24 protein-coding genes are annotated in these 22,730 nt (G+C 63.7%); 17 read left to right on the top strand and 7 right to left on the bottom strand.

Annotated elements, in window-relative coordinates:
• The first annotated feature begins 78 nt into the window (after positions 1–78).
• The 4 genes from HNQ95_RS02175 to HNQ95_RS02190 all read left to right on the top strand — a co-directional run bounded on the left by HNQ95_RS02175 (position 79) and on the right by HNQ95_RS02190 (position 4,101).
• The gene (locus tag HNQ95_RS02175) at positions 79–1,863 is read left to right on the top strand and encodes an acetolactate synthase 3 large subunit (RefSeq protein ID WP_256441225.1); all 1,785 of its coding nucleotides are present in this window, start codon (positions 79–81) and stop codon (positions 1,861–1,863) included.
• Positions 1,864–1,939: 76 nt separating this feature from the next.
• A complete protein-coding gene (gene ilvN / locus HNQ95_RS02180) occupies positions 1,940–2,512 on the top strand; it encodes an acetolactate synthase small subunit (RefSeq protein WP_067960547.1) in 573 nt (190 codons plus the stop codon).
• Positions 2,513–2,669: 157 nt separating this feature from the next.
• Positions 2,670–3,317 carry a glycine-rich domain-containing protein gene (locus HNQ95_RS02185; protein WP_182573500.1) on the top strand — a complete coding sequence of 216 codons (648 nt, stop codon included), beginning with the start codon at positions 2,670–2,672 and terminating at the stop codon, positions 3,315–3,317.
• Between the two features lie 187 nt (positions 3,318–3,504).
• Positions 3,505–4,101 (top strand): LysE family translocator, encoded by a 597-nt coding sequence (locus tag HNQ95_RS02190; protein ID WP_067960553.1) that lies wholly within the window; start codon positions 3,505–3,507, stop codon positions 4,099–4,101.
• Here the strand turns inward: HNQ95_RS02190 and HNQ95_RS02195 are convergent, their stop codons facing one another.
• Entirely contained in the window at positions 4,102–4,575 is a 474-nt protein-coding gene (locus HNQ95_RS02195; RefSeq protein WP_067960556.1) for a DUF2269 family protein, read from the bottom strand.
• Between the two features lie 3 nt (positions 4,576–4,578).
• Positions 4,579–5,853 carry an SDR family oxidoreductase gene (locus HNQ95_RS02200; protein WP_067960559.1) on the bottom strand — a complete coding sequence of 425 codons (1,275 nt, stop codon included), beginning with the start codon at positions 5,851–5,853 and terminating at the stop codon, positions 4,579–4,581.
• 98 nt (positions 5,854–5,951) lie between these two features.
• Here HNQ95_RS02200 and nthA point away from each other — a divergent pair, with 98 nt between their 5' ends.
• From nthA to HNQ95_RS02215, 3 genes are read left to right on the top strand one after another with little or no spacing between them, the layout of a single operon-like run.
• Positions 5,952–6,569 carry a nitrile hydratase subunit alpha gene (gene nthA / locus HNQ95_RS02205; protein ID WP_067960562.1) on the top strand — a complete coding sequence of 206 codons (618 nt, stop codon included), beginning with the start codon at positions 5,952–5,954 and terminating at the stop codon, positions 6,567–6,569.
• On the top strand, positions 6,566–7,225 hold the full coding sequence (gene nthB, locus HNQ95_RS02210) for a nitrile hydratase subunit beta (RefSeq protein WP_182573499.1): 660 nt from the start codon (positions 6,566–6,568) through the stop codon (positions 7,223–7,225). The genes nthA and nthB overlap by 4 nt, the downstream gene beginning before the upstream one ends.
• Positions 7,212–7,592, top strand: a complete 381-nt coding sequence (locus HNQ95_RS02215) for a nitrile hydratase accessory protein (protein WP_182573498.1) — start codon at positions 7,212–7,214, stop codon at positions 7,590–7,592. Before nthB ends, HNQ95_RS02215 begins: the two co-directional genes overlap by 14 nt.
• Here HNQ95_RS02215 and HNQ95_RS02220 read toward each other — a convergent pair.
• Positions 7,589–8,041, bottom strand: coding sequence for a GNAT family N-acetyltransferase (locus HNQ95_RS02220; protein ID WP_210289139.1), 453 nt, complete (start codon positions 8,039–8,041; stop codon positions 7,589–7,591). The two genes, HNQ95_RS02215 and HNQ95_RS02220, sit on opposite strands and share 4 nt — an antisense overlap.
• 243 nt (positions 8,042–8,284) lie before the next feature.
• Positions 8,285–8,935 (bottom strand): ankyrin repeat domain-containing protein, encoded by a 651-nt coding sequence (locus HNQ95_RS02225; RefSeq protein WP_157097062.1) that lies wholly within the window; start codon positions 8,933–8,935, stop codon positions 8,285–8,287.
• A 172-nt stretch (positions 8,936–9,107) separates the two neighbouring features.
• Between HNQ95_RS02225 and HNQ95_RS02230 the strand changes: the two genes are divergently transcribed.
• Positions 9,108–10,235, top strand: coding sequence for an ATP-dependent DNA helicase (locus tag HNQ95_RS02230; RefSeq protein WP_182573496.1), 1,128 nt, complete (start codon positions 9,108–9,110; stop codon positions 10,233–10,235).
• Positions 10,236–10,358: 123 nt separating this feature from the next.
• Here HNQ95_RS02230 and HNQ95_RS02235 read toward each other — a convergent pair whose 3' ends face one another.
• Complete coding sequence (locus HNQ95_RS02235; protein WP_154383857.1) at positions 10,359–11,231, bottom strand: protein phosphatase 2C domain-containing protein; 873 nt, start codon at positions 11,229–11,231, stop codon at positions 10,359–10,361.
• A gap of 121 nt (positions 11,232–11,352) precedes the next feature.
• Here HNQ95_RS02235 and HNQ95_RS02240 point away from each other — a divergent pair, with 121 nt between their 5' ends.
• Positions 11,353–11,973 (top strand): hypothetical protein, encoded by a 621-nt coding sequence (locus tag HNQ95_RS02240; RefSeq protein ID WP_182573495.1) that lies wholly within the window; start codon positions 11,353–11,355, stop codon positions 11,971–11,973.
• Here the strand turns inward: HNQ95_RS02240 and HNQ95_RS02245 are convergent.
• Positions 11,970–12,374 (bottom strand): SpoIIAA family protein, encoded by a 405-nt coding sequence (locus tag HNQ95_RS02245; protein WP_182573494.1) that lies wholly within the window; start codon positions 12,372–12,374, stop codon positions 11,970–11,972. The genes HNQ95_RS02240 and HNQ95_RS02245 overlap by 4 nt on opposite strands.
• A 171-nt stretch (positions 12,375–12,545) precedes the next feature.
• Here HNQ95_RS02245 and HNQ95_RS02250 point away from each other — a divergent pair, with 171 nt between their 5' ends.
• The 5 genes from HNQ95_RS02250 (at position 12,546) to HNQ95_RS02270 (ending at position 18,502) form a co-directional block, all read left to right on the top strand.
• Positions 12,546–13,286: a pyridoxine 5'-phosphate synthase gene (locus HNQ95_RS02250; RefSeq protein ID WP_182573493.1), complete on the top strand. Its 741-nt coding sequence runs from the start codon at positions 12,546–12,548 to the stop codon at positions 13,284–13,286.
• Positions 13,287–13,400: 114 nt separating this feature from the next.
• Positions 13,401–15,317 carry a potassium transporter Kup gene (locus HNQ95_RS02255; RefSeq protein WP_067960590.1) on the top strand — a complete coding sequence of 639 codons (1,917 nt, stop codon included), beginning with the start codon at positions 13,401–13,403 and terminating at the stop codon, positions 15,315–15,317.
• Between the two features lie 75 nt (positions 15,318–15,392).
• Positions 15,393–16,655 carry an FAD-dependent oxidoreductase gene (locus HNQ95_RS02260; RefSeq protein WP_182573492.1) on the top strand — a complete coding sequence of 421 codons (1,263 nt, stop codon included), beginning with the start codon at positions 15,393–15,395 and terminating at the stop codon, positions 16,653–16,655.
• A gap of 121 nt (positions 16,656–16,776) precedes the next feature.
• Positions 16,777–17,811: an OmpA family protein gene (locus HNQ95_RS02265; protein ID WP_246719221.1), complete on the top strand. Its 1,035-nt coding sequence runs from the start codon at positions 16,777–16,779 to the stop codon at positions 17,809–17,811.
• A gap of 55 nt (positions 17,812–17,866) precedes the next feature.
• Positions 17,867–18,502 (top strand): hypothetical protein, encoded by a 636-nt coding sequence (locus HNQ95_RS02270; RefSeq protein WP_067960600.1) that lies wholly within the window; start codon positions 17,867–17,869, stop codon positions 18,500–18,502.
• Positions 18,503–18,518: 16 nt separating this feature from the next.
• Here the strand turns inward: HNQ95_RS02270 and HNQ95_RS02275 are convergent, their stop codons facing one another.
• Positions 18,519–19,571, bottom strand: a complete 1,053-nt coding sequence (locus tag HNQ95_RS02275) for an SDR family oxidoreductase (protein WP_067966347.1) — start codon at positions 19,569–19,571, stop codon at positions 18,519–18,521.
• A 93-nt stretch (positions 19,572–19,664) separates the two neighbouring features.
• Between HNQ95_RS02275 and HNQ95_RS02280 the strand changes: the two genes are divergently transcribed.
• The 3 genes from HNQ95_RS02280 to ilvC all read left to right on the top strand — a co-directional run bounded on the left by HNQ95_RS02280 (position 19,665) and on the right by ilvC (position 22,453).
• On the top strand, positions 19,665–20,576 hold the full coding sequence (locus HNQ95_RS02280) for a LysR family transcriptional regulator (protein WP_067960604.1): 912 nt from the start codon (positions 19,665–19,667) through the stop codon (positions 20,574–20,576).
• A 177-nt stretch (positions 20,577–20,753) separates the two neighbouring features.
• Complete coding sequence (locus HNQ95_RS02285) at positions 20,754–21,407, top strand: TetR/AcrR family transcriptional regulator (protein ID WP_067960605.1); 654 nt, start codon at positions 20,754–20,756, stop codon at positions 21,405–21,407.
• 26 nt (positions 21,408–21,433) lie between these two features.
• Complete coding sequence (gene ilvC / locus HNQ95_RS02290) at positions 21,434–22,453, top strand: ketol-acid reductoisomerase (RefSeq protein WP_067960608.1); 1,020 nt, start codon at positions 21,434–21,436, stop codon at positions 22,451–22,453.
• Positions 22,454–22,730 lie beyond the last annotated feature (277 nt).

A 22,730-nucleotide genomic window follows, 5' to 3' on the forward strand; every position in this document is an offset into this window, starting at 1 on the left:
GGCCTTTTTTATTGCCCGAAACAGGACTAAACGAGCAGCAACCGCCGAAAAACGGCGAAGGAAAGACGGGACGGACCGATGAGCGGACATAGTGACAGCGGACGACGCGAAATGACCGGCGCCGAGATGGTGGTGCAGGCGCTGAAGGACAATGGCGTCAAGCACCTCTTCGGCTATCCCGGCGGCGCCGTCCTTCCGATCTATGACGAGCTGTTCCAGCAGGACGATGTCCAGCATATATTGGTGCGCCACGAGCAAGGCGCGGGCCATGCCGCCGAAGGTTATGCGCGCTCGACCGGCAAGGCCGGGGTGATGCTGGTGACCTCGGGGCCGGGCGCCACCAATGCAGTGACGCCGCTGCAGGACGCGCTGATGGATTCGATCCCGCTGGTCTGCATCACCGGCCAGGTGCCGACCTCGCTGATCGGCTCCGACGCCTTCCAGGAATGCGACACCGTCGGCATTACCCGGCCGTGCACCAAGCACAATTGGCTGGTGAAGGACGTCAACGAACTGGCCCGCATCCTGCACGAGGCCTTCCATGTCGCCACCACCGGCCGTCCCGGCCCGGTCGTCGTCGACATCCCCAAGGACGTGCAGTTTGCCCGGGGCACCTACACACCGCCGCAGACTGCGCCGCGCACCTCCTACCAGCCCAAGGTCCAGGGTGACCTGGAGAAGGTCAAGGAAGCCGTTGCCCTGATGGCCACCGCCAAGCGGCCGATCATCTATTCCGGCGGCGGCGTGGTGAATTCCGGCGCGGAAGCCAGCCACCTGCTGCGCGAGCTGGTCGATCTGACCGGCTTCCCGATCACCTCGACGCTGATGGGCCTGGGCGCCTATCCGGCATCGGGCAAGAACTGGCTCGGCATGCTGGGCATGCACGGCAGCTACGAAGCCAACATGGCGATGCATGACTGCGACGTCATGGTCTGCATCGGTGCGCGTTTCGACGATCGCATCACCGGTCGCCTCAATGCGTTCTCGCCGAACTCGAAGAAGATCCACATCGATATCGACCCGTCGTCGATCAACAAGAACGTGCGTGCCGACGTGCCGATCCTGGGCGATGTCGGCCGCGTGCTGGAAGACATGGTGCGGCTGTGGCGGGCGACCGCCAAGGCGGACAAGAAGACGCTGTATCCGTGGTGGGAGCAGATCGCCAAATGGCGCGCCCGCGACAGCTACGCATACAAGCACAACAGCGACGTGATCATGCCGCAATACGCGATCCAGCGGCTCTACGAGAACACCAAGCACCTCGACACCTACATCACGACAGAGGTCGGCCAGCACCAGATGTGGGCGGCCCAGCATTACGGCTTCGAAAAGCCGAACCGCTGGATGACGTCGGGCGGCCTGGGCACGATGGGTTACGGCCTGCCGGCTGCGCTCGGCGTGCAGATCGCGCATCCTGAATCGCTTGTCATCGACATCGCCGGCGACGCGTCGGTGCAGATGTGCATCCAGGAGATGAGCGCCGCCCTTCAGTACAATGCGCCGATCAAGGTGTTCATCCTCAACAATTCCTACATGGGCATGGTGCGCCAGTGGCAACAGCTGCTGCACGGCAATCGTCTGTCGCACTCCTACACCGAGGCGATGCCCGACTTCGTCAAGCTGGCGGAAGCCTATGGCGGCCACGGCATTCGTTGCGACAAGCCGGACGAGCTCGACGACGCGATCAAGGAGATGATCTCGGTGAAGAAGGCGGTGATCTTCGATTGCCGCGTGGCAACGCTCGCCAACTGCTTCCCGATGATCCCGTCGGGCAAGGCGCATAACGAGATGCTGCTGCCGGACGAGGCGACCGACGAGGCTGTGGCCAACGCCATCGACGCCAAGGGCCGCGAACTGGTGTGACGGACCGCGTGCGGCCTTCGGGGAGGGCCGCACAATCAACGAGTTGGCGCAAACGCCTGAGATCGAGATTCATCTTATGAACGCACAGCTACAGCCCACCGGTTCGGCCTATTTCATCGCCAAGGAAACCGAGAAGCCGGAAACCCACACGCTATCGGTGCTGGTCGACAACGAACCGGGCGTGCTTGCCCGGGTCATCGGCCTGTTTTCCGGCCGCGGCTACAACATCGAAAGCCTCACTGTCTCCGAAACCGAACATGAGAAGCACCTGTCGCGCATCACCATCGTCACGCGCGGCACGCCGCATGTGCTCGAGCAGATCAAGCACCAGCTCGAGCGCATCGTGCCGGTGCACCGCGTCGTCGACCTGACGGTTACGGCGCAGGAACTGGGCACCGGCGGCGCATTGGAACGCGAGCTGGCGCTGGTCAAGGTGTCGGGCACCGGTGACGCCCGCGTCGAGGCGCTGCGCCTGGCCGACGCCTTCCGCGCCAAGGTGATCGACGCCAACACCGAGCATTTCATCTTCGAACTGACCGGCAAGGTATCGAAGATCGAGCAGTTCATCGCCATCATGAAGCCGCTCGGCCTGGTCGAGGTCTGCCGTACCGGCGTGGCGGCAATGAACCGCGGCCCGCAGGGGATGTGAGGGCAGGGCGCGGTTCCGGCCGACGCCCTACCTGCCCTGGCCAAGCGATCGTTGTGGCGGGGCCAGTCGTTGGCAGCCTCCGGTTGCTGAGGGTGATTGCAGCAACGTCCGGGCAGTGTGGGGTCCGGACGTTCAAGCTCAACTTCGCGGCCTCAAGATGAACGACCTGACCGACAACGACCTCTGGAACAAGATAGCCGGCTTCGACTTCGACGATCCGCAAGCCGAAGCTCCGTTTTCGGTGCGGCTGGCACGGGAGAATGGCTGGACGCCCGAGCGGACGAAGGCGGCCATCGATCAGTACCGCCGCTTCATCTATATGGTCTGCATTTCCGATGACATGCTCAGCCCGTCGCCCGACGTCGACAAGGTCTGGCACCTGCATCTGATCTACACCAAGGACTACTGGAAACGCTTCTGCGACGAGACGCTAGGGCAGGAGGTGCATCATTTTCCGAGCAGAGGAGCGGACGAGAGCCAGGGGCCGCTGCGCGAAGCCTATGCCAGGACCCTCGAATTGCTGACCGAGGAGTTTGGCGAGACCCCTGATGCGGCTTTGTGGCCTGGAGTGGATGCTGCGCGGCCGCTTGTTGCCGGGGCGCTTGGCCTCGGATCCGCAGTCCTGCCTGCGGCGGAGATTACCTTCGGGATCGCCTTGGCACTGATCGTGATTACGGTTTCACTGCTCTGGAGCACCGGGCTGATCGGCGGTGCGCTGGCCGTGGGGCTCTGCGTGGTCGGCGTGATCGGCTCGATTTCGCTCCTGCCCGGAAAAGCGACGCCGGAGACGCTCCAAAGCCGGTGACAGTGGCTGCGGCGGCGGTGCCAGCGCCGGAGATGGCGACGGTGGCGGCTGTGGTGGCGGCGATTGAGCCAGCAGCCATTGAGGCGTTTATGCATCTGGCTTAGCGCTTGAGCGTCGCTGGTTCGTTGTCGAATCTTTCAAATAAGGTCAGTAATACTGACATAAAATTGCCCGACGGGAGGGATCGATGACCTACGACGCATTCCTTGCACTGCTGGTCTATGCGTTCGTGACCTCGATCACGCCGGGACCGAACAATTTCATGCTTTTGGCCTCGGGCGTTAATTTTGGTTTCGTGCGCACGATCCCGCATATGCTGGGCATTGGCTTCGGTTTCCTGTCGCTGCTGCTTGGCGTCGGCTTCGGGCTGGGCGCGGTGCTGACGGCATTTCCGGCGCTGCACCTGGTGCTCAAGATCGCCGGCGGGGCCTATCTGCTCTATCTCGCCTGGCGCATCGCCATGTCGCGCTCGCTCGGCAAGGATGGCGAAAGCAAGGGCCAGCCGATGACCTTTCTCGAAGCGTCCGCCTTCCAGTGGATCAACCCGAAGGCCTGGGTGATGGCCGTCACCGCGATGGCGCTTTACACCAGCACCGAAGCGCCGTTCCTGTCGGTGCTGATCATTTCGGGCGCCTTTGCCGTGGTCAACGTGCCGAGCGTGTCGTGCTGGGCCGGATTCGGCATGGCGCTGCGCGGTTTCCTTGCTGACCCGGTGCGGCTGAAATGGTTCAACATCGCCATGGGCGTGCTGTTGGCAGCCACGCTGTGGCCGATGCTGAAATAGTCAGAACAGCTCGATCGCCGGCCGGGTCAGCATCAGCCAGAAGATGGCGATGACACTGAAGAAGGCCGGGAAACCGCAGGCGAACCAGAAGCGGTAGAGCCTGAAGTAGCTGTCGGGCAGGCGCTTGCCCCTGGCGGCGGCATCGCGCGCGAGGTTGCGCAGCTTGATCTGGATGAACACCACAGGCAACCAGAACAGACCGGTGAGGGCGTAGAGCGCAAGCGACAGGGCTATCCAGCTCTCTGTCAGCGGCCAGCCGACCTCGTGTGCGAGCCAGGCGCCAGTGATCGGCTGCAGGATGACCGCAGTGGCGGTGAACACCGTGTCGGCGACGACCACCGTGCCGGCGACATGGGCGATGGTCGCGGGATCGCGGGTGCGGTGGGCCACGGCCATGAAAAAGGCGATGCCGGCTCCCGTGCCGAACAGCACCGCGGCACCAAGGACGTGGGCGAGACGGAGGATTTCTTCCATGGTTCAACGCTCGTCCAGTATGGCAAGCGCCACAAGCGCCAGCACGATCGATGGCAGCACCTTGACCAGCGGACCGAGTGGATCAGCCCAGAGGCCTGAAACAAGCACCGTGGCTGAGGCGAGATAGGCGACAGATAGTCCGACCATGCCGATCAGGGCCGGTTTGGCGTAACGGCGGATAGCAACGCCCAGGCCGAGCGCGATGTCGGCGAGGCTGGTGACCAGGGTGATGGCATATGCAAATCCCACTGGCGCGCCGGCAGCGGCAAGATGCGCCGCCGAGGTCTCGAAACGCAGCAGGGCGACGAGACCGGAGAGCAGCCAGAACAGGCAAAGCGTGCCGAGCACCAGCGGCTTCAGCAGATAGAGCCGGGCGAACCACAATTCCTGAACGCCGGCGGGACTTGCGGCAAGCGTCTGGTCGAGGGAGTGGAGCTTGCGGCCGGAGCCGGTAGCATGGCCGCTTATGCCGCCGGCCGCGACCTCAAGTGCTGTCGAGCGCAGGGGCGAGCGCCAGCCGAGCCGGCCAAGCAGGTCGGCAGCACCGGCGGCAATGCCGGCGAAGCTGCCGGGAAGGGCAAGCACGCGTGCCGGCGGCAGGCCGAGCCATTGGCGGTGGCGGGCGACGGCTTCAGCGAGCGTCATCGTCTCGGGCGCTGCCAGGTCGAGGTCGGTGCCCGCGGGGATTGAGCCTGACAAGGCATCGACGACGGCACAAGCGACGTCGTCAAGCGCAACGAACTGCATGTGGCTGTCGCCGAAGATCAGCGGCGTGATCAGCGGAGAGGCTGCCAGTGCCCGCAGCAATGCCGAGCCGCCATGGGCCGCACGGCCGATGACGATGGCAGGGCGCAGGATGACGAAGGCCAGGCCGGAGGCGCGGAGGGCAGCATCGGCCCGCCGCTTGGTGGCGAAGAAGGGGCTGTTTGCCGCGACGTCGTCGGTACGCGCCGAAATCTGGACGATGAGGCGCGGCGCCGCGACCTGGTAAAGCGCGTTCATGGCGCCGAACTGGACAGCAGCGACATCGTCGCGCGGACCATCCTGCAGCGCGCCGGCGCAATTGACCACGGCATCAATGCCTTGAAGCAGCGGGCGCCAGTCAGCGGGCTGAGACAGCTGTGCAATGTCGGCCTTGACCCAGTCGAAGTCGGGATAGCGGCGGGCGGCAGTTTCGGTGTCTCGTGCCAGCGCAACGACCGAATGCCCGCGCGCGGCAAGCGACCTTGCCACCGCTGCACCGATGAAGCCGTTGCCGCCGAGAATCAGAACCCGCATGGCGCGACGATAGCGAGCTTCGGGGCGACACGGCAAACGTCGGCTGGCCCAAGGCGAGGATGCTTGCGTGGCGCCGTGCAGGCGCTTAGCCTCCTGCCATGTCACACGATCATGACCACGACCACCATCACGACAACGAGCTTGATCCAATGGCCGCCCGCGTGCGGGCGCTGGAGACCATCCTGACCAGGAAGGGCCTGATCGACCCCGAGGCGATCGACGTCATCGTCGATACCTACGAGACCAAGGTCGGCCCGCGCAACGGTGCGCGCGTCGTGGCTAGGGCGTGGTCCGATCCCGAATTCGCCGACTGGCTGAAGCGCGACGCGACTGCCGCTATCGCCTCGCTCGGCTATAGCGGGCGGCAGGGGGAGCATATGCAGGCGGTGTTCAACACTGCCGAGACGCACAACCTCGTCGTCTGTACTTTGTGCTCCTGTTACCCGTGGTCGGTGCTGGGCCTGCCGCCGGTCTGGTACAAGGCGCCGCCCTATCGCAGCCGGGCGGTGATCGACCCGCGTGGTGTGCTTCAGGAATTCGGGCTCACCTTGGCGGCGAACAAGAAGATTCGCGTCTGGGATTCGACCGCCGAGCTGCGCTATCTCGTCGTCCCGCAGCGACCCGCAGATACCGACGGCTGGAGCGAAGACAAGCTCGCTGAGCTGGTGACGCGGGATTCGATGATCGGCACGGCGCTCGCGCGGGAGGCCGCATGAACGGACCGCATGATCTCGGCGGGCAGATGGGTTTCGGGCCTGTCGCGCCGGAAAAGGACGAGCCCTATTTCCACGCCGAATGGGAAAAGCGTGCGCTGGGCGTCACGCTGACGGCGGGCGCCATGGGCGCCTGGAATATCGATGAGAGCCGGCACGCGCGGGAGAGCCTGCACCCGGCCGACTATTATGCGTCGAGCTACTACGAGATCTGGATCAAGGCGCTGGAAACGCTGCTCAAGCGACACAACTTTGTCACTGAGAATGATTTCAAAGCTGGTGATGCGGTCGACCCGGCCGCGACGCCCAAGCGGGTGCTGAGAGCAGAAAATGTGCCGGCGACCCTTGCCAAAGGCGGACCCTGCGATCGGCCGGTGGAGGGGCCGGCGCGGTTTTCGCTTGGTCAGCGCGTGCGGACGAAGAATTTTCATCCGACCGGTCACACCCGCCTGCCGCGTTATGCCCGCGGCAAGGAGGGGGTGATCGACGCGGTGCGCGACGGATTTGTCTTCCCCGACAGCAACGCGCCCGGCCAGGGCGAAAACCCGCAACGGGTCTACACCGTGGTGTTTTCCGGCGGCGAATTGTGGGGCGAGGGCGCGGATTCGGCGCTTGAAGTCAGCATCGACGCCTGGGAGAGCTACCTTGAGCCGGCATGAGGCGGGGATTCCGGCAGGAACAGGGGCGCCCGATGCGCCTGTTTTCGCCGAGCCCTGGCAGGCCGAGGCCTTTGCCATGGTGGTGGCGCTGCACGAGCGCGGTCTGTTCGGCTGGGCGGAGTGGGCCGAGCGGCTGTCGGCTGAGGTTAAGCGGCCGGAGGCCGCAGCCGATGGAAGCGACTATTACGAGCGCTGGCTGGCGGCGCTTGAGAGGCTGTTGGCGGAAAAGGGGCTTGCAGGCCATGACGAGGTCGATGCTGTCGCCGCCGCATGGGCGCGGGCCGCGCACGCCACGCCGCACGGCCAGCCGATCGTGCTGGAGAACGATCCGGAAAGCGCACCTTCGCTGAGTGCAGCTACGCCTTAGAGTGGCCGCCACATGCGGTGCACGACATGTGTTTTCAGGCCGATCTTGAAGTTCGGGATGCTCTGGACCAGCCAAAAGCCTTCGCGCTCCCAGAAGGCGCGGCCGCGGGTGTTTTCGTCGAGCACGGCAATCAGAAGCCGTGTCCCGTTGCGCGCCTGTGCTGTGGCGGTCAGGTGGTCGAGGAAAGTGCGACCGAGGCCCACACCACGGCAGTTCTGATCGATCAGCAGCAGCCCGACATAGGCGTCGTCGGTTTCAGGATAGCCGAAGGCCATGTCGGCTATGGCGACAAGCGTTCCGCCGGGCAAGAACATGCCAAGTTTGCAAGACGCCGCGAGATCGCTGCCGGGCGGATGGTCGGTGAAGAAGTCCGCCACCATCTGATCGGTGGGTTCCGTGCCGGATTCCAGCAAGACGAAGTCGGCGGCGCGATTATAGAGGTCGCGCACGGCGGAAGCGTCGGCTGGGATCAGCGGTCGGATTCCAAGGGGCTCTGGATCTGTCTTCAAGGCAGGCGCTTTCTCCGATCCTGAGCGGCGTAAAGGCAGCTTTATGGAAACTCAATGGCAGAGCCGGGCAAATTTACAGGCCAGCCGATCAGGCTCGGGACAAGTCATCTCGTGGGCGCGAAGAGCTCATTTGGGGAGCTGTCGTTGATGCGCTTGCCGGCCCGAGCCGAGCGTGACAGGGGCTCAATCGCCGTCGAAGAACCTGCGGATCGCCGCCTCCAGCCTTTCGATGAACGGGTGGTCGTGCCCGCTTCCGGCCCAGATCAGGGCGTTCAGCCTGACGTCCTTGTTGAGGAAGTTCAGTTTGCCTGTGGCCAGCAGATACTCCGCGATCGCGTAGTGACGTCCCTTGATGGCCTCGATGAGGGCGTTGTTTCGACCGCTCTTGTCGGTGGAGTTGACGTCGGCGCCGCGCTCCACAAGCAGCCTGACGGCATCAAGATGGCCGTTCTTCGCGGCTTCGATCAGGGCCGTCCTGCCGTAATATTCCGCCTTCGCGTCGATGTCCGTTTGCGGGTGCCCGACGATGGCGAGAATACAGGCGTAGTGGCCCTTGGCCGAGGCCAGGCTAAGCGGCGTACTTTTCCATCTGTTCCTGCAGTTCGCGTCGACTTCCGGATGCCCGACCAAAGCTTCGACTACCGAGGCGTGGGCATTGAGAGCTGAGAGGTGAAGCGCCGTCCAGCCGTCGTCGTCCGATTGATTGACGTCGGCGCCGGCGGCAAGCTCTGCGTTTGCGGCGTCCACGTCGCCACGCTCTGCCGCCACCAGCAGGGCAGGCCAAGCACTGGCCTCATTGATTTGCAGGCTTCTGGTCACGTCAGTCGCCTTCATGGAGATGCACGCCCCACGATACCACAATTTGCCAGGTTCCTCGCGGTCGGCTGATGAGCGAGGGTTCCCTTTCCGAGGAAGACTGCACCATATTGGGCCAACTTGTCAGCTTATGTGGCGCTTCGGGACGCAAACTCTTGCCCTTGGCCGCCGAATCCTGTCAGTCGAAACGATGGATTTTTCACCTCAGCAAGACGAAGCGCTGCAGGCAGTGGCGCGCTGGCTTAAATCAGGAAGGCCGCAGATATTCCGGTTGTTCGGTTATGCCGGCACCGGCAAGACGACGCTTGCGCGTTATTTCGCCGAGCATGTCGACGGCCAGGTGCAGTTCGCGGCCTTCACCGGCAAGGCAGCGCAGGTGCTGCGTTCGAAGGGTGCCACCAATGCGCGCACCATCCATTCGCTGATCTACCGGCCGAAGGGCGAGGAGGCGATTGCCGACGAGGCGACCGGCAAGACCTCGATGTCGCCGACATTCTCGCTCAACCGGCAGAGCCCGATCGCCAAGGCCAAGCTCGTCGTCATCGACGAATGCTCTATGGTCGACGAGCAGCTCGGGCGTGACCTTCTGACCTTCGGCACGCCGGTTCTCGTCCTGGGCGACCCGGCACAGTTGCCGCCGATTTCGGGCGGTGGTTTCTTCACCGAACACGAGCCGGATTTCCTGCTGACCGAAATCCATCGCCAGGCGCGCGACAACCCGATTCTGAGGCTGGCGCTTGACGTGCGCGAGGGCCGTGAATTCATGCGCGGCGACTATGGCACGGCGCAGGTGATCGGCAAGGAGGACGTCACCCAGGATCTGGTGCTCGAAGCCGACCAGGTGCTTGTCGGTACCAACCGGACACGGCGGCGCTACAACCAGCGGCTGCGCGAGCTCAAGGGTTTTACGGCAGGATACCCACAGGCGGGTGACAAGCTTGTCTGCCTGCGCAACGACCCGGCCAAGGGTCTGCTCAACGGCTCGTTGTGGAAGGTGATGACCTCGTCGCGCGAGACGGTGAAGCCCGGCATTAACCTGCTGGTCGCGCCCGAGGAGGACGATCCCGACCGTGGCGTCGCCAAGATCAAGCTATTGAAACAGACTTTTGAGAGCCCCGACGAGGAGATCCCGTGGGGCACCAAGAAGCGCTACGACGATTTCGACTACGGTTACGCGCTGACGGTGCACAAGGCGCAAGGCTCGCAGTGGAACAATGTCGTGCTGTTCGACGAGAGTTGGGCATTCAAGGACACGCGCCAGCGCTGGCTCTACACGGCGATCACGCGTGCGGCCGAACGGCTGACGATCGTCCGCTAGAGCATTGGGCCGGCTGGCAACCCGCCGATGCGCGCGTTCTCGAGCGCGAGGATGCGCATCGAGACGGTTCTGCAATAATTTGCCGCAGTTGGCTTTACGTGAGCCGAGCCGCCTTGCTTGCCGTCAGGCGACGATCTCGAACAGCACTGCCGTGGCGTCGTCCGAGATCTTGAAGCGCGGGAATTGCTGGCCGTCGGGGTCGTCGACCCGTTCGATATGCCGAAGCTCCTGCAGGAGCGGGGCAAGGCCTGTGCTGGCAGCGGCGCGGACCAGGTCGGAGACGCCATAGCGGCCATACTGGTCGGCAAGGGCGGCGAAGCCGTCGGAGCACAGCAAGCCCCTGGCCGGCAGGGCAACGTCGAGCTGCTCGGAGGCGAGATGATCGGCGGCGGCGGGCTCGATGCCGAGGGTCCAGACCGATCCGCCAGGCTGGTTGTAAGCGGCGCGGCGGCGGCGCAACTCGTCGCGCACAACGGGCTCGTCGGCGAGCGCCTGATGCGTCGCGAATCCACCAGACTGTGCAATCGCCCGCCGGGCGCCGTCGCGCTCATTGGCGTAGGCGGCCTTGATGGCAGAGGTTTCGACGACCTTGCCATCGGCGTCGACCAGGAACAGGCGGCAATCGCCCAGGCCGTGCGTGACCAGCCGGTCGCCTTCGACATGAACCATCTGGAAGCTCGCGATCGGCAGATTCCAGGCCTCGATCGGCAAGGCGTGGGCCGCCTCGTGCACGACATTGGCGGCGCGCTGGTTGAGCTCGCGCACGACCTCGGCGACCTTGCGGCCATTACGGACGAGTTCCTCGAAGGTGCTCTGGGCAAAACGCGCGAGCCAGGCGGCATCCGAACCGTGCAGGCCGACGATGCTGGTGCCGCCGAGGCCGGTGGCGCCGTCGATGACAAAGGCGCAGCTGGCATTGCCACCGGCGCTGTCTTCGTTGGGACGCGAGGCAGAGCCCGGGTCAGTGATCGAATCGATAATGCGGATGTTTGGCATGATGATCGCTGTGTGGCGCGCGCCGATGACCGGAGTGTGACCGCGGCAAGGTGTGTGAAGGTTGCAGTTTGCACAGTCCGTGGCAGATTGTCAGGTCAGGCAACCGAACCTTTGTTGGTCCATGGCAGTCTTTCAACAGATCGTCAGTCTCGGCCCGAATTGCCGCGCAAAGTTCCATATCCGGAAGATTTTCGGCGAGCGCATCTCGAGGCGGGGTGTGTTCGACTGGCAGGTGACGCCTGTTCCAGCCGTTGCCGAATACATCAGGCGCGACTTCAACGGCTTGTTCGAGCGGGACGATCTCCATGTCGTCGACGGCGTCGTCTTCAACAAGCGCTTCGGCACCAGCCACATGCACGAGTTTCCCAAAGACATCGCCGAGAATACGCTCGACGCGCTCTATGCCAAGGCACGCGAAGGCCATGACATCTGGTGCGCGGTCAGCAGGATGGCTCTGAACAACGATCTCTCGACATTGTTCGTACTGGCCCGTCCGGTGTCGGCGGGCGATATGGCCGAGATTTCCGGTCTCATCGAAAAGGCGCGTCCCGGGCGACGTTTCCTGCTTCTTGCAGCGCCTGAGGGCGATCATGACAACCACTGGAGCGGCGATCACGAGGTCTGGAAAGCGCATCTGTCGTCGTTTCAGATCAGGTGGCCGCTGTCGGCCATCATGGCCGAGCAGATGCGGCGCCTGCGCAAGAATGTCCGCTATCTGAGGCCACGCTCGATGAGAGCCTAGCCGGCGTCGGCCGGCTTTGCGCCGAGCCATTCCCACGCCTTGATTTCGTCGGCATCGGTGAAGTGTTTTGTTTCGATCGAGGTGAGTGGCGCAAACAGGCCGACGACCGGGCCCATCCAGACAGGGCCACCGACGAGCGCATAGCGCCTGATGTGATGCAATGCCTTCCACTTGCCCCTGAAGGTCATGGGATCGAACAAGGCCGACCAGTCGAACCCGTCATATCCGCTCGCGCGCAGCAGGACGTCGATCTTGTCATGGCCTTCATAGGCGGCATCGAGCAGGCCATAGGCGTTTTCGATGTCGGCCTGGGTGAAATGGCCGACGATCTCAAAGGCAAAGACCTCCGCATTGTCGGTGTCGATGCGCCGGAAGGGCGGTGGAGCATCCATGGAGCTCATCGGGTTGTCCTCGTCGATGCGGCTTCAAGCTGTGCATGATCCTTTCCGACAATCGATTCCGATTGTCGGGGTCATGCATCCCGTATCGTCACTGGAACACATAAAAGCGCTCTCTGTTCCCGACCAAGCCGTGATAGGTGGCGTGGGTGTCGCTTTTGCTGAGAGTTGCCGATGCCTGCCAAGCTGTCCGTGAACGTCAATGCCGTCGCTATGCTGCGCAACCGCCGCGATCTGCCGTGGCCGAGCGTCACCGGCCTGGGGCGCATCGCACTCGCCGCCGGCGCACACGGACTGACCGTGCATCCGCGCCCCGACCAACGCCATATCCGCTTTTCCGACGTGCCTGAAATCCGGGCGCTGATCGACGACGAGTTTCCCAAGGCCGAATTCAACATCGAGGGCTATCCGACGGAAGATTTCCTCGAACTGGTCGAGAAGCACCAGCCGGAGCAGGTGACGCTGGTGCCGGACGATCCGTCGCAAGCAACCTCCGACCATGGCTGGGATTTCGCTGGACAGGCGAGCCTGCTCAAGCCGGTGGTGGCGCGGCTCAAGAAGGGCGGTTTCCGGGTTTCACTTTTCTCGGATGCGGACCCGGCCGGAATGACGGCCGCCCGCGACACCGGCGCCGACCGGATCGAGCTGTTCACCGGGCCCTATGGCGCTTGCTTCGATGACAAGGCAAAGGCCGCCAGGGAACTGGAAAAGCTGGCAAGAACCGCCGAGGCGGCTCTGGCGGCGGGCCTCGCCGTCAATGCGGGACACGACCTCGTCGTCGACAACCTGCCGCAGTTGATGAAACACATTCCCACTTTGGCTGAAGTTTCGATCGGCCATGGGCTGACAGCCGATGCACTGGAGCATGGCATGGCCGGCACGATCAGGCGCTATCTCAAGGCTTGCGGGTGGTAATATCCAGGCGAGCCATGCGTCGCCCGCATGAGCTCAACATTAGCTGTCGCAAAACAACTGTTGCTTTTGCAACACAGCGAGCGTAGAGCCCCGCGGCTTCACGGAGAGTCGTTCATGACCGATGCCGGCGCTGACAAGGCGGCAAATAGCGGGCAGGCGGTCCAGGCGGACGGCCATTCCCACGACATCAGACTGCTCGTCATCGGCGCGCTGGGTGTCGTTTTCGGCGACATCGGCACCAGTCCGATCTACGCCTTCCGCGAGGCGCTGGTGGCGTCGGCTGGTGGCCAGGTGGCATCGCGCGAGGACATCCTCGGCGTGCTCTCGCTGATCATCTGGGCGCTGACGATCATCGTCACCGTCAAATATGTCATGTTCGTGCTTCGGGCGCACAACCGGGGCGAGGGCGGTACGCTGTCGCTGATGGCGCTGGCACGGCGCAGCCTGCCCAAGCGCTCCGGCATCATCCTGGCGCTCGGCATGGTCGGTGCTTCGCTGTTTTATGGCGACGCGGTGATCACCCCGGCGATCTCGGTGCTGTCGGCAGTCGAGGGCATGAATGTCGTGACACCGGCGTTCCAGCCTTACGTGGTGCCGCTGACCCTAGTAATCCTGGCAGCGCTGTTTTCGGTGCAGCGCTTCGGCACCAGCGGCGTGGCGATCGTCTTCGGTCCGATCACGCTCGTCTGGTTCATCGCCATCGGCTATTCGGGAGTCGTCCATATCCTCGACGACCCGGAAATCCTCTGGGCGGTCAATCCGATCTACATCGTCAACTTCCTCACCAACCAGCCGGAAGTGTCGTTCGTCACCATCGGCGCCATCTTCCTGGCGGTGACGGGTGCCGAGGCGCTTTATGCCGACCTCGGACATTTCGGCCGCAGGCCGATCGTTCTGGCCTGGCTGTGCATCGTCTTTCCGTGCCTGCTGCTGAACTATGTCGGTCAGGGTGCTTTCGTGCTCAGCCACAACGGTACCGTCGGCCATCCGTTCTTCGAGATGAACGAAGGCTGGATGCTGATCCCGATGGTGGTGCTGGCGACGGCCGCGACCGTCATTGCCAGCCAGGCGGTCATAACAGGCGCCTATTCGCTGACGCGCCAGGCGGTCCAGCTCAACATGCTGCCGCGCCTTGAGATCCAGCACACCTCCGAGACGACACTGGGGCAGATATACATGCCGCGGGTCAACCTGATCCTCGCGCTGGTGGTGATGCTGCTGGTTGTCGGCTTCGGCGAGTCGAGCGCTTTGGCTTCAGCCTATGGCATCTCTGTCACCGGCAATATGCTGGTGACGACGCTGCTGCTTTCGGTGGTGATGCTGCGCATCTGGCGCTGGAAGGCGGCTGTGGCGATTGTTGCGACCGCGATATTCGGCCTGATCGACATCGGCTTCTTCGCCTCCAACATCGTCAAGGTGTTCGAGGGCGGCTGGGCCTCGCTGGCGGTGGCCTTCACCAGCGCCTTGATCATGTGGACCTGGGTACGCGGCAGCCGCTATTTGTTCGACAAGACGCGCAAGAACGAGATTCCGCTCAATTTCCTGGCGGAGAATCTGGGCAAGAAGAAACCGCATCTTGTGCAGGGCACTGCCGTGTTCCTGACCAGCGATCCCGACAGCGCGCCGACTGCGCTGATGCACAGCCTCAAGCACTACAAGGTGCTGCACGAGCAGAACGTCATCTTGTCGGTGGTAACGGCCCAACAGCCGGTGGTGCCCGACAGCGAGCGGGTCAAGATGGAGCAGGTCAACGAGCTGTTCATGCGGGTGAAGCTGAAATTCGGCTACATGGAGCAGCCGAACATCCCCAAGGCGCTGGCCATCTGCCGCAAGCAGGGCTGGAAGTTCGACATCATGACGACGTCGTTCTTCCTGTCGCGGCGCTCGCTGAAGGCGTCGCCCAACTCGGGCATGCCCTTGTGGCAGGACAGGCTGTTCATCGGCCTGGCACGCACGGCGGCGGATGCGACCGAATATTTCCAGATCCCGACCGGCCGCGTGGTCGAGGTTGGCACGCAGGTGTCGATCTGAGACCGGCGCGGGGCAAAAAGTAGCATGGCCAGTACATGTTCCGTCCGTGAACCATGCGTCATGGACGGAAGGCAGATGGGCACTCGAAAACTTCACATCGCAATCGCCGGAGCCGGGCCTGCTGGACTGGCAGCGGCACTCTATCTCAAGCGCGACGGGCACCGGGTCACTGTCCATGATCGCTTCGTCGAGCCGAAGCCGCTGGGCTCCGGGCTGATCCTGCAGCCGACCGGACTTTCGGTGCTGGCCGATCTCGGCCTGTTGGGCGAAATCTCACAACTTGGAAGTCGGATCGACCGGTTGCACGGCACCGATGCCGTGAGCGGGCGCACGGTGCTCGACGTGCGTTACGATGCGCGGCCGGGTGGGCGGTTTGGCCTGGCCGTCCACCGTGCGGCGTTGTTCGGCGTGCTGTACCGGGCAGTGTTGGGCGAAGGCATCGACATCGTCACCGCTGCCGAGCTGGAGGCCGTGGTTCCGGGCGAGCAGACACGGCTTGTCGACGCCGCAGGGCGGGAGCTTGGATCGTTCGACCTCGTTGTCGATGCCACCGGCGCAAGGTCGAAGATCCGGCGTAGCGCCGGCCTCGCGGGCGAGCCGAAACCGCTGGCCTATGGCGCGTTCTGGGCTTCGTTGGACTGGCAGGGCGAAGGCTTCGACAAACACTCGCTAACCCAGCGCTATCGCCGTGCCAGCATCATGATCGGGGTGCTGCCGATCGGCCGCGCCGAGCCAGGCGGGCGCAAGATGGCGGCGTTCTTCTGGAGCCTGAAGCCGGCGCATGCCGAGCGCGTGCAGGCCCTTGGGCTGGACGCCTGGAAGGCCGAGGTGGCAGGGCATTGGCCTGAAAGCCAGTCCTATCTCGACCAGATTGAGGATTTCGACCAGTTGACACTGGCCCGCTATGGCCATCACACGCTACTGCCGCCGGCGGCGCGGGGCCTTGCCGTCATCGGCGATGCCGCGCATTCGACCAGCCCACAACTGGGTCAAGGTGCCAACATGGCCTTGCTGGACGCTGCTGCACTTGCGCACGCCTTGCGGCAGGCAAGCAACACGGAGGCAGCGCTTACGGCCTATGTTCGCACCCGGCGCCGGCACCTTAGGCTGTTCCAGGCGCTGTCGCTGGCTTTTACGCCATTCTACCAGTCCGACTCGGTGCTGCTGCCATTTCTGCGCGACCGGCTGGTGGCGACGGTCGCCAAGCTGCCGCCGGCGCCGCAACTGCTGGCCTCGATTGTCGCCGGCACGCTGATCGATCCGTTCGCGTCGGCCGGACTCAAGGAAGCGGACTGGACGGAGCGCAGCGAAGAAAAGCAAGTTCGCATCCTTGCTTGAGCCATGCTGCGGTTGTGGCTACCTTGCGTCACATTCAACCGGGGGGCGTGCGATGCGGGGACTTATGGTGCGTGGATTTCGAAAGGCAGCGGCAGGCTTGGCATTGCTCGCCGTCAGCTGCATGCCAGCGCTTGCCGATGCGACGGTGCCCTCCGCCGACATCGAAGGTTCCGCCGACAACGCGCTTGCCAAGCGCTACGAAGGCTCGTTCATCGTCTACCACCAGAAGCTCGACTACACTGATTTCAGCGTGCCGCTTTCGCCGCTTAAGGCCGATCCCGATCCGGACAAGCGCGACAAGAACAACAACAGGGTGTTCAAGCCGGAGAAGGCTGACGAGATTGAAGGCACGCTCACCCGGCTGTTCTATGTGCTGCCGGACGGCCGTTCGCCGCTCGAAGTGCTGCGCAACTACCAGGACGTGGTGCAGGCGGCCGGCGGCGAGGTCGTGTTCGAATGCAAGAAGGAGGAATGCGGTGGCGACGCTTCGCGCTCGGCCTCGAGCGGCGGCGGCGACATGAGCCTGATGATGAACTTCTTCTACGACAGCGCCCTCGGCGTCGAGGCGTTCTCCAATGCCGCCTGCGTGGCCTCGTCTGGGGTTGCCGACCAGCGCTATCTCAGCGCCAAGGTGCCGCGTGACGGCGGCGACGCCTATGTCACGGTGCAGACCTTCCAACTGCTCGACGACCTCTACTGCAAGGCGCTGAATGCGCGCACCATCGCCATCGTGCACGTGGTGGAGCCCAAGGCGCGCGACAAGAAGATGGTTGTGGTGGAGGCAGCCAAGATGGCTGATACACTGTCGACCAGCGGCGGCATCTCGCTCTACGGCATCTTTTTCGGCACCGACAAGGCCGACATCAAGCCGGAGTCAGGACCGACGCTGAAGGAGATCGCCAAGCTTCTGGGTGACAACCCGGCGCTGGCGGTGGCCGTTGTCGGGCATACCGACAGCCAGGGCAAGTTCGACTACAATATCGACCTGTCCAATCGCCGGGCGGCTGCGGTGAAAGCAGCGCTTGTCTCGCAATTCGGCATCGACGGCGGACGGCTGACTGCAGCGGGTGCCGGCATGATGGCGCCGGTCGCCAGCAACGACAATGACGAAGGCCGGGCCAAGAACCGGCGCGTGGCCCTGGTCAAGCTGAACTGATCAGGCATTCTGCAGCATTGCGGCCGACGATGCGGCGGCCGACTGAGGGGGATGAATGGAAGATCTACCGGCGCGCCCGAGGCTGCGCGGCCTGCATCGCGCGTCGGCGCTGTTCATCGGCCTGTTCGTGCTGCTGCACATGGCCAATCATCTTGCCGGCCTGAGCGGGCAGGAGACCCACATCGCCTTCATGGCCGAAGCACGGCAGCTCTATCGACAGCCCTTCGTCGAGGTGGCGCTGGTCTGCCTCATCCTGTGGCAGGTCGGCAGCGGGCTCACCATGCTGGTGCGCGGTTGGGCGAGGCGAACGGGAACCGTCGCCTGGCTACAGTCGGCGTCGGGTGGCTATCTCGCCTTCTTCCTGGTCAACCATATCGGGGCCGTCATCGCCGGACGCACAGTCTTTGGTCTCGACACTGACTTTCGCTTTGCCGCCGCTGGCTTCTTTGCGCCGCCCTGGCACTGGTTCTTCGCGCCCTACTATTTTCTCGGGGTTCTCTCGCTATTCGTCCATGTCGGTTGCGCGGCATACTGGAGCTCCCTGGCCAGCCGTCCCGCGCTGGGGACGGCCTTGCTTGGAGGTGCTGCCGGAGTGGGCGCGCTGCTGGCGGCGCTGATTGTCATGGCGTTGTCCGGCGCCTTGTATCCGGTAGCCATTCCTCCGCACTATCTCGCAACCTACGGACAGTAGGCGGCGGCCCGTCGGATCAGGGGATGATCCGGCGCTGGCGCAACTCACTGAAGGTGCGCATGAACATCTCCTCGGTGTCGACGAAGTCGTGGAAGCCGAAGCGCCGCGCCTTGGTGCCGTCGGCGAAGAAATCGTAGTCCCAACCAAAAACGAAGTCAGCGAAGCGCCATGACGACACATCGGCATAGGGTGTGTCGGCGAGGCCGTGGCGGGCCTTCATCTTGTCCCACAGCGGCTGCTTGTCGGCCATGATGGTGTCGAGCGACATCGGCAAGGGCGGGGCTGTCTCGATGCCGAAGCTCGAGGCGATCTTCGGCCACATCTCGTTCCAGCGGAACAGGTCGCCATTGGTGATGTTGAACGCCTGGTTGGCGCAGCGTTCGTCTGTCGCGGCCCAGACGGTGGCCCGCGCCAGCAGGCCGGCGTCGGTCATCTCGATGATCTTGTCATAGGCGCCTGCCTTGCCGGGAAAGCGCAGCGGCAGGCCAAGCTCCTTCGACATCGAAGCATAGACGGCAATGGCAATGGCGAGATTCATCGGGTTGCCAAGCGCCTGGCCGATGACCACCGAAGGACGCAGCGCCGACCAGCCCCAGCTCTTGCCCATCTGCCGGTCTTCGAGAAGATCCTGCTGGTCAGCGTTGAACTCCGGCGGCATGTGGTTGGCGTCGGTCTCGCGTGCCGGCGTCTTGAACGGCCCAAGATGCGCACCATAGACCTTGTAACCCTGCATCAGGCTGATGTGGCGCAAGTTCCTGGCGATCGGTTCGACCGTGTCGACGACATTGCGCAGCATGGCGACGTTGGGCTCGACGAGCTCGGCCCAGCTCGGCCGATCCTGATAGGCGGCGTAGAAGATGTGAGTGACGTCGTGGAGGCCGCCGAGCGTTTCCCTGGCGTCCCTGATATCGAGCAGATCGACAGCGATGTGACGGACTGAGCCTTGGCTCGAACCGCCGCGCCGAGACAGTCCGACAATGTCCCAGTTGCCGAGTGCTGCCAGGTGGCTGGCGAGATTGCTGCCGATGACGCCATGGGCGCCGACGATCAGTGCAGTGTTCTGTTTCATCGTCCAAGTCTCCGGTGAGAGCCTTGATATGGACGCGGCCAACTAGATGAAGTAGACGTCGCTCTGGCGAAGGATCTGTGACGTGAATTCACAATGATGCGCGTGGACGTCAACCGCTTCGGCGAAATGGAAGTGTTTGTCCGGGCTGTGGAGAGCGGTGGCTTTTCGGCTGGGGCACGCGCGCTTGATATGTCGCCTTCGGCGGTGAGCAAGCTGGTGTCGCGGCTGGAGAACCGGCTCGGCACGCGGCTGGTCAACCGCTCGACGCGGCGGCTGCAACTGACGCCTGAGGGCTGTGCGTTCTATGAGCGCAGCGTCGTCATCCTTGCCGACCTCAAGGAGGCGGAACAATGCGCGGCAGCCGGCGAGGCGCCGCGCGGGCGCCTGCGCGTCAACGCCAACGTGCCGTTCGGCAAACATTTCCTGCTGCCGCTGTTGCCGCAGTTCCTGGCACGATATCCCGAGATCTCCGTCGATATCGCCCTGTCCGACATTGTCGTCGATCTTCTGGAAGCACGCGCCGATGTGGCGATCAGAGCCGGACCGATGAAAAGCTCGAGCCTTGTCGCACGCAAGCTTGGCGCGACGCGGATGATGATCGTCGGAGCGCCCGCCTATTTCGCAATGCGAGGCATGCCGCGTAGCGCCGACGAACTGAAGCGGCACAATCTGCTCGGGCCGTCCTATGCCCGAACCATGCCGGCATGGCCGGTGCTGCAGGGCGGCGCTGTCGTGGACGTCACGCCCACAGGCAACGTCCAGGCCAGCGACGGCGAGGCGTTGCGCGAACTGGCGCTGGCCGGAATCGGACTGGCGCGCATTGCCGCGTTCCAGGTGCGCGACGATCTGGCGGCAGGCAGATTGGCCAACGTTCTCGAAGAGGCCAATCCCGGCGATCTCGAGGATGTGCACGCGGTGTTTCTTGGCAATGGCGGCCCGGTGCCGGCGCGGGTGAGGGCGCTGCTCGATTTCCTGGCCGAGACCGTCGATCTCGGTGGTTCCTGAGGCGGCCAGACGGCAAGTTTCCGCAGGGGCGGCTTCCGTCAAGGCGGTCACCAGATAATTGCAAGCGATGCGAAGAATCCGATTGCAGGGCTGCCTTCAATTGCGCTATCAACCGAACCGTAACGTACGGTACGGCTTGTTCGAAGCGAGCCGGCGTGACGTGGCAGGCTTGGAACGATGTTGCAGACGACAACTGAGATGATGGAAGGCGAGGGACCGACGGCACGTCAGCAGGACGTGCTCGACGCGGTGCTGCGCCTGCTCGTCGAGGAGGGCGACAGGTTGACGATGACGGCCGTTGCGCGCCGCGCCAGCTGCTCCAAGGAAACGCTGTACAAGTGGTTCGGCGACCGTGACGGGCTTTTGACCGCGACCGTGCAGTGGCAGGCTTCGAAGGTGCGTGTGCCGCCGGTCGACCGCAAGGGACTGGACCTGGCGTCGCTGACGTCGAGCCTCGAACGTTTCGCTTCCGACTGGCTGCGGGTGATTTCGAGCGACACTTCGATCGCGCTCAATAGGGTTGGCGTTGTGCATGCCGGATCGGACAAGCGCGACCTTGGCGCCATCGTGCTGGAGCGCGGCCGCTTTGCGCTGGGGCGCAGGCTGAAGCCGGTGCTGGAAGCGGGGCGCGAGGCGGGCCTGCTCGAATTCGATGATGCCGAGACGGCATTCCGGACATTCTTTGGGCTGGTCGCCCGCGACGTGCAGATCCGTCTGCTGCTCGGCGACCGGCTGGAATTGACTGAGGCGGGGATCGACGGCGACGCCGTGCGCGCAACGCAGCAGTTTCTTGCTCTTCATGGAGCGAAAACCGGGCCCAAGGCCCTCTGACTTAAAAACCGGGAAGGAACCCACCAATGCGTGTCTATTACGATCGCGATGCCGATCTCAACCTGATCAAGGGCAAGAAGGTCGCCATCATCGGCTACGGCAGCCAGGGCCGCGCGCATGCGCTGAACCTCAAGGATTCGGGTGCCAAGGAACTGGTTGTTGGTCTGAAGGCTGGCTCTGCGACCGCCAAGAAGGTCGAGGCCGACGGCCTCAAGGTCATGACGGTTGCTGAAGCCGCCAAGTGGGCCGACCTGATGATGATGGCGACGCCTGACGAACTGCAGGCCGACATCTACCGCGACGAGATCGCTCCGAACATTCGTGATGGTGCAGCGATCGCCTTCGCCCACGGCCTCAACGTGCATTTCGGCCTGATCGAGCCGAAGTCGACCGTCGACGTCATTATGGTCGCGCCGAAGGGCCCGGGCCACACCGTGCGCGGCGAATACCAGAAGGGCGGCGGCGTGCCGTGCCTGGTTGCCGTGCATCAGGACGCTTCGGGCAACGCGCTTGATCTCGGCCTGTCCTATGCATGCGGCGTCGGCGGCGGCCGGTCGGGCATCATCGAGACCAACTTCAAGGAAGAGTGTGAAACCGATCTGTTCGGCGAGCAGGTCGTCCTCTGCGGCGGCCTTGTCGAGCTGATCCGCGCCGGCTTCGAGACGCTGGTCGAGGGCGGCTACGCTCCCGAGATGGCCTATTTCGAGTGCCTGCACGAAGTGAAGCTGATCGTCGACCTGATCTATGAAGGCGGCATCGCCAACATGAACTACTCGATCTCGAACACCGCAGAGTGGGGCGAGTACGTGACCGGCCCGCGCATCATCACCGAAGAGACCAAGGCCGAGATGAAGCGCGTCCTCAAGGACATCCAGACCGGCAAGTTCACCTCCGACTGGATGCAGGAATACCGTTCGGGCGCCGCTCGTTTCAAGGGCATCCGCCGCATGAACGACAGCCACCAGATCGAGGAAGTCGGCTCGAAGCTGCGCGCGATGATGCCGTGGATCGCCAAGAACAAGCTGGTCGACAAGGCGAAGAACTGAGACGATCCAGGTCTCCTTCGTTGCGCGTCCTCGGGCTACGCCCTGCTGGCGCGCGGAGATCGCCAAGAACAAGCTGGTCGACAAGGCGAAGAACTGAGACGATCCAGGTCTCCTTCGTTACGCGTCCTCGGGCTACGCCCTGCTGGCGCGCGGAGATCGCCAAGAACAAGCTGGTCGACGAGGCCAAGAACTAGGAAGTCCGCGTCACCCTGCCGGCCCCAGGCTCGGCAGGGCGATTGGCTCGAAAATCAAAAAGAGGCTGGTGGAGCAATCTGCC

It is taken from the genome of Aminobacter ciceronei, from assembly GCF_014138625.1.
Lineage (GTDB): Bacteria > Pseudomonadota > Alphaproteobacteria > Rhizobiales > Rhizobiaceae > Aminobacter > Aminobacter ciceronei.

Bases quoted from the DNA above. Each gene is read 5' to 3' on its own strand.
- HNQ95_RS02175 (WP_256441225.1), top strand. From the start codon at position 79: ATGAGCGGACATAGTGACAGCGGACGACGCGAAATGACCGGCGCCGAG.
- ilvN (WP_067960547.1), top strand. From the start codon at position 1,940: ATGAACGCACAGCTACAGCCCACCGGTTCGGCCTATTTCATCGCCAAG.
- HNQ95_RS02185 (WP_182573500.1), top strand. From the start codon at position 2,670: ATGAACGACCTGACCGACAACGACCTCTGGAACAAGATAGCCGGCTTC.
- HNQ95_RS02190 (WP_067960553.1), top strand. From the start codon at position 3,505: ATGACCTACGACGCATTCCTTGCACTGCTGGTCTATGCGTTCGTGACC.
- HNQ95_RS02195 (WP_067960556.1), bottom strand. From the start codon at position 4,575: ATGGAAGAAATCCTCCGTCTCGCCCACGTCCTTGGTGCCGCGGTGCTG.
- HNQ95_RS02200 (WP_067960559.1), bottom strand. From the start codon at position 5,853: ATGCGGGTTCTGATTCTCGGCGGCAACGGCTTCATCGGTGCAGCGGTG.
- nthA (WP_067960562.1), top strand. From the start codon at position 5,952: ATGTCACACGATCATGACCACGACCACCATCACGACAACGAGCTTGAT.
- nthB (WP_182573499.1), top strand. From the start codon at position 6,566: ATGAACGGACCGCATGATCTCGGCGGGCAGATGGGTTTCGGGCCTGTC.
- HNQ95_RS02225 (WP_157097062.1), bottom strand. From the start codon at position 8,935: ATGAAGGCGACTGACGTGACCAGAAGCCTGCAAATCAATGAGGCCAGT.
- HNQ95_RS02230 (WP_182573496.1), top strand. From the start codon at position 9,108: ATGGATTTTTCACCTCAGCAAGACGAAGCGCTGCAGGCAGTGGCGCGC.
- HNQ95_RS02235 (WP_154383857.1), bottom strand. From the start codon at position 11,231: ATGCCAAACATCCGCATTATCGATTCGATCACTGACCCGGGCTCTGCC.
- HNQ95_RS02240 (WP_182573495.1), top strand. From the start codon at position 11,353: ATGGCAGTCTTTCAACAGATCGTCAGTCTCGGCCCGAATTGCCGCGCA.
- HNQ95_RS02245 (WP_182573494.1), bottom strand. From the start codon at position 12,374: ATGAGCTCCATGGATGCTCCACCGCCCTTCCGGCGCATCGACACCGAC.
- HNQ95_RS02250 (WP_182573493.1), top strand. From the start codon at position 12,546: ATGCCTGCCAAGCTGTCCGTGAACGTCAATGCCGTCGCTATGCTGCGC.
- HNQ95_RS02255 (WP_067960590.1), top strand. From the start codon at position 13,401: ATGACCGATGCCGGCGCTGACAAGGCGGCAAATAGCGGGCAGGCGGTC.
- HNQ95_RS02260 (WP_182573492.1), top strand. From the start codon at position 15,393: ATGGGCACTCGAAAACTTCACATCGCAATCGCCGGAGCCGGGCCTGCT.
- HNQ95_RS02265 (WP_246719221.1), top strand. From the start codon at position 16,777: ATGCCAGCGCTTGCCGATGCGACGGTGCCCTCCGCCGACATCGAAGGT.
- HNQ95_RS02270 (WP_067960600.1), top strand. From the start codon at position 17,867: ATGGAAGATCTACCGGCGCGCCCGAGGCTGCGCGGCCTGCATCGCGCG.
- HNQ95_RS02275 (WP_067966347.1), bottom strand. From the start codon at position 19,571: ATGAAACAGAACACTGCACTGATCGTCGGCGCCCATGGCGTCATCGGC.
- HNQ95_RS02280 (WP_067960604.1), top strand. From the start codon at position 19,665: ATGATGCGCGTGGACGTCAACCGCTTCGGCGAAATGGAAGTGTTTGTC.
- HNQ95_RS02285 (WP_067960605.1), top strand. From the start codon at position 20,754: ATGTTGCAGACGACAACTGAGATGATGGAAGGCGAGGGACCGACGGCA.
- ilvC (WP_067960608.1), top strand. From the start codon at position 21,434: ATGCGTGTCTATTACGATCGCGATGCCGATCTCAACCTGATCAAGGGC.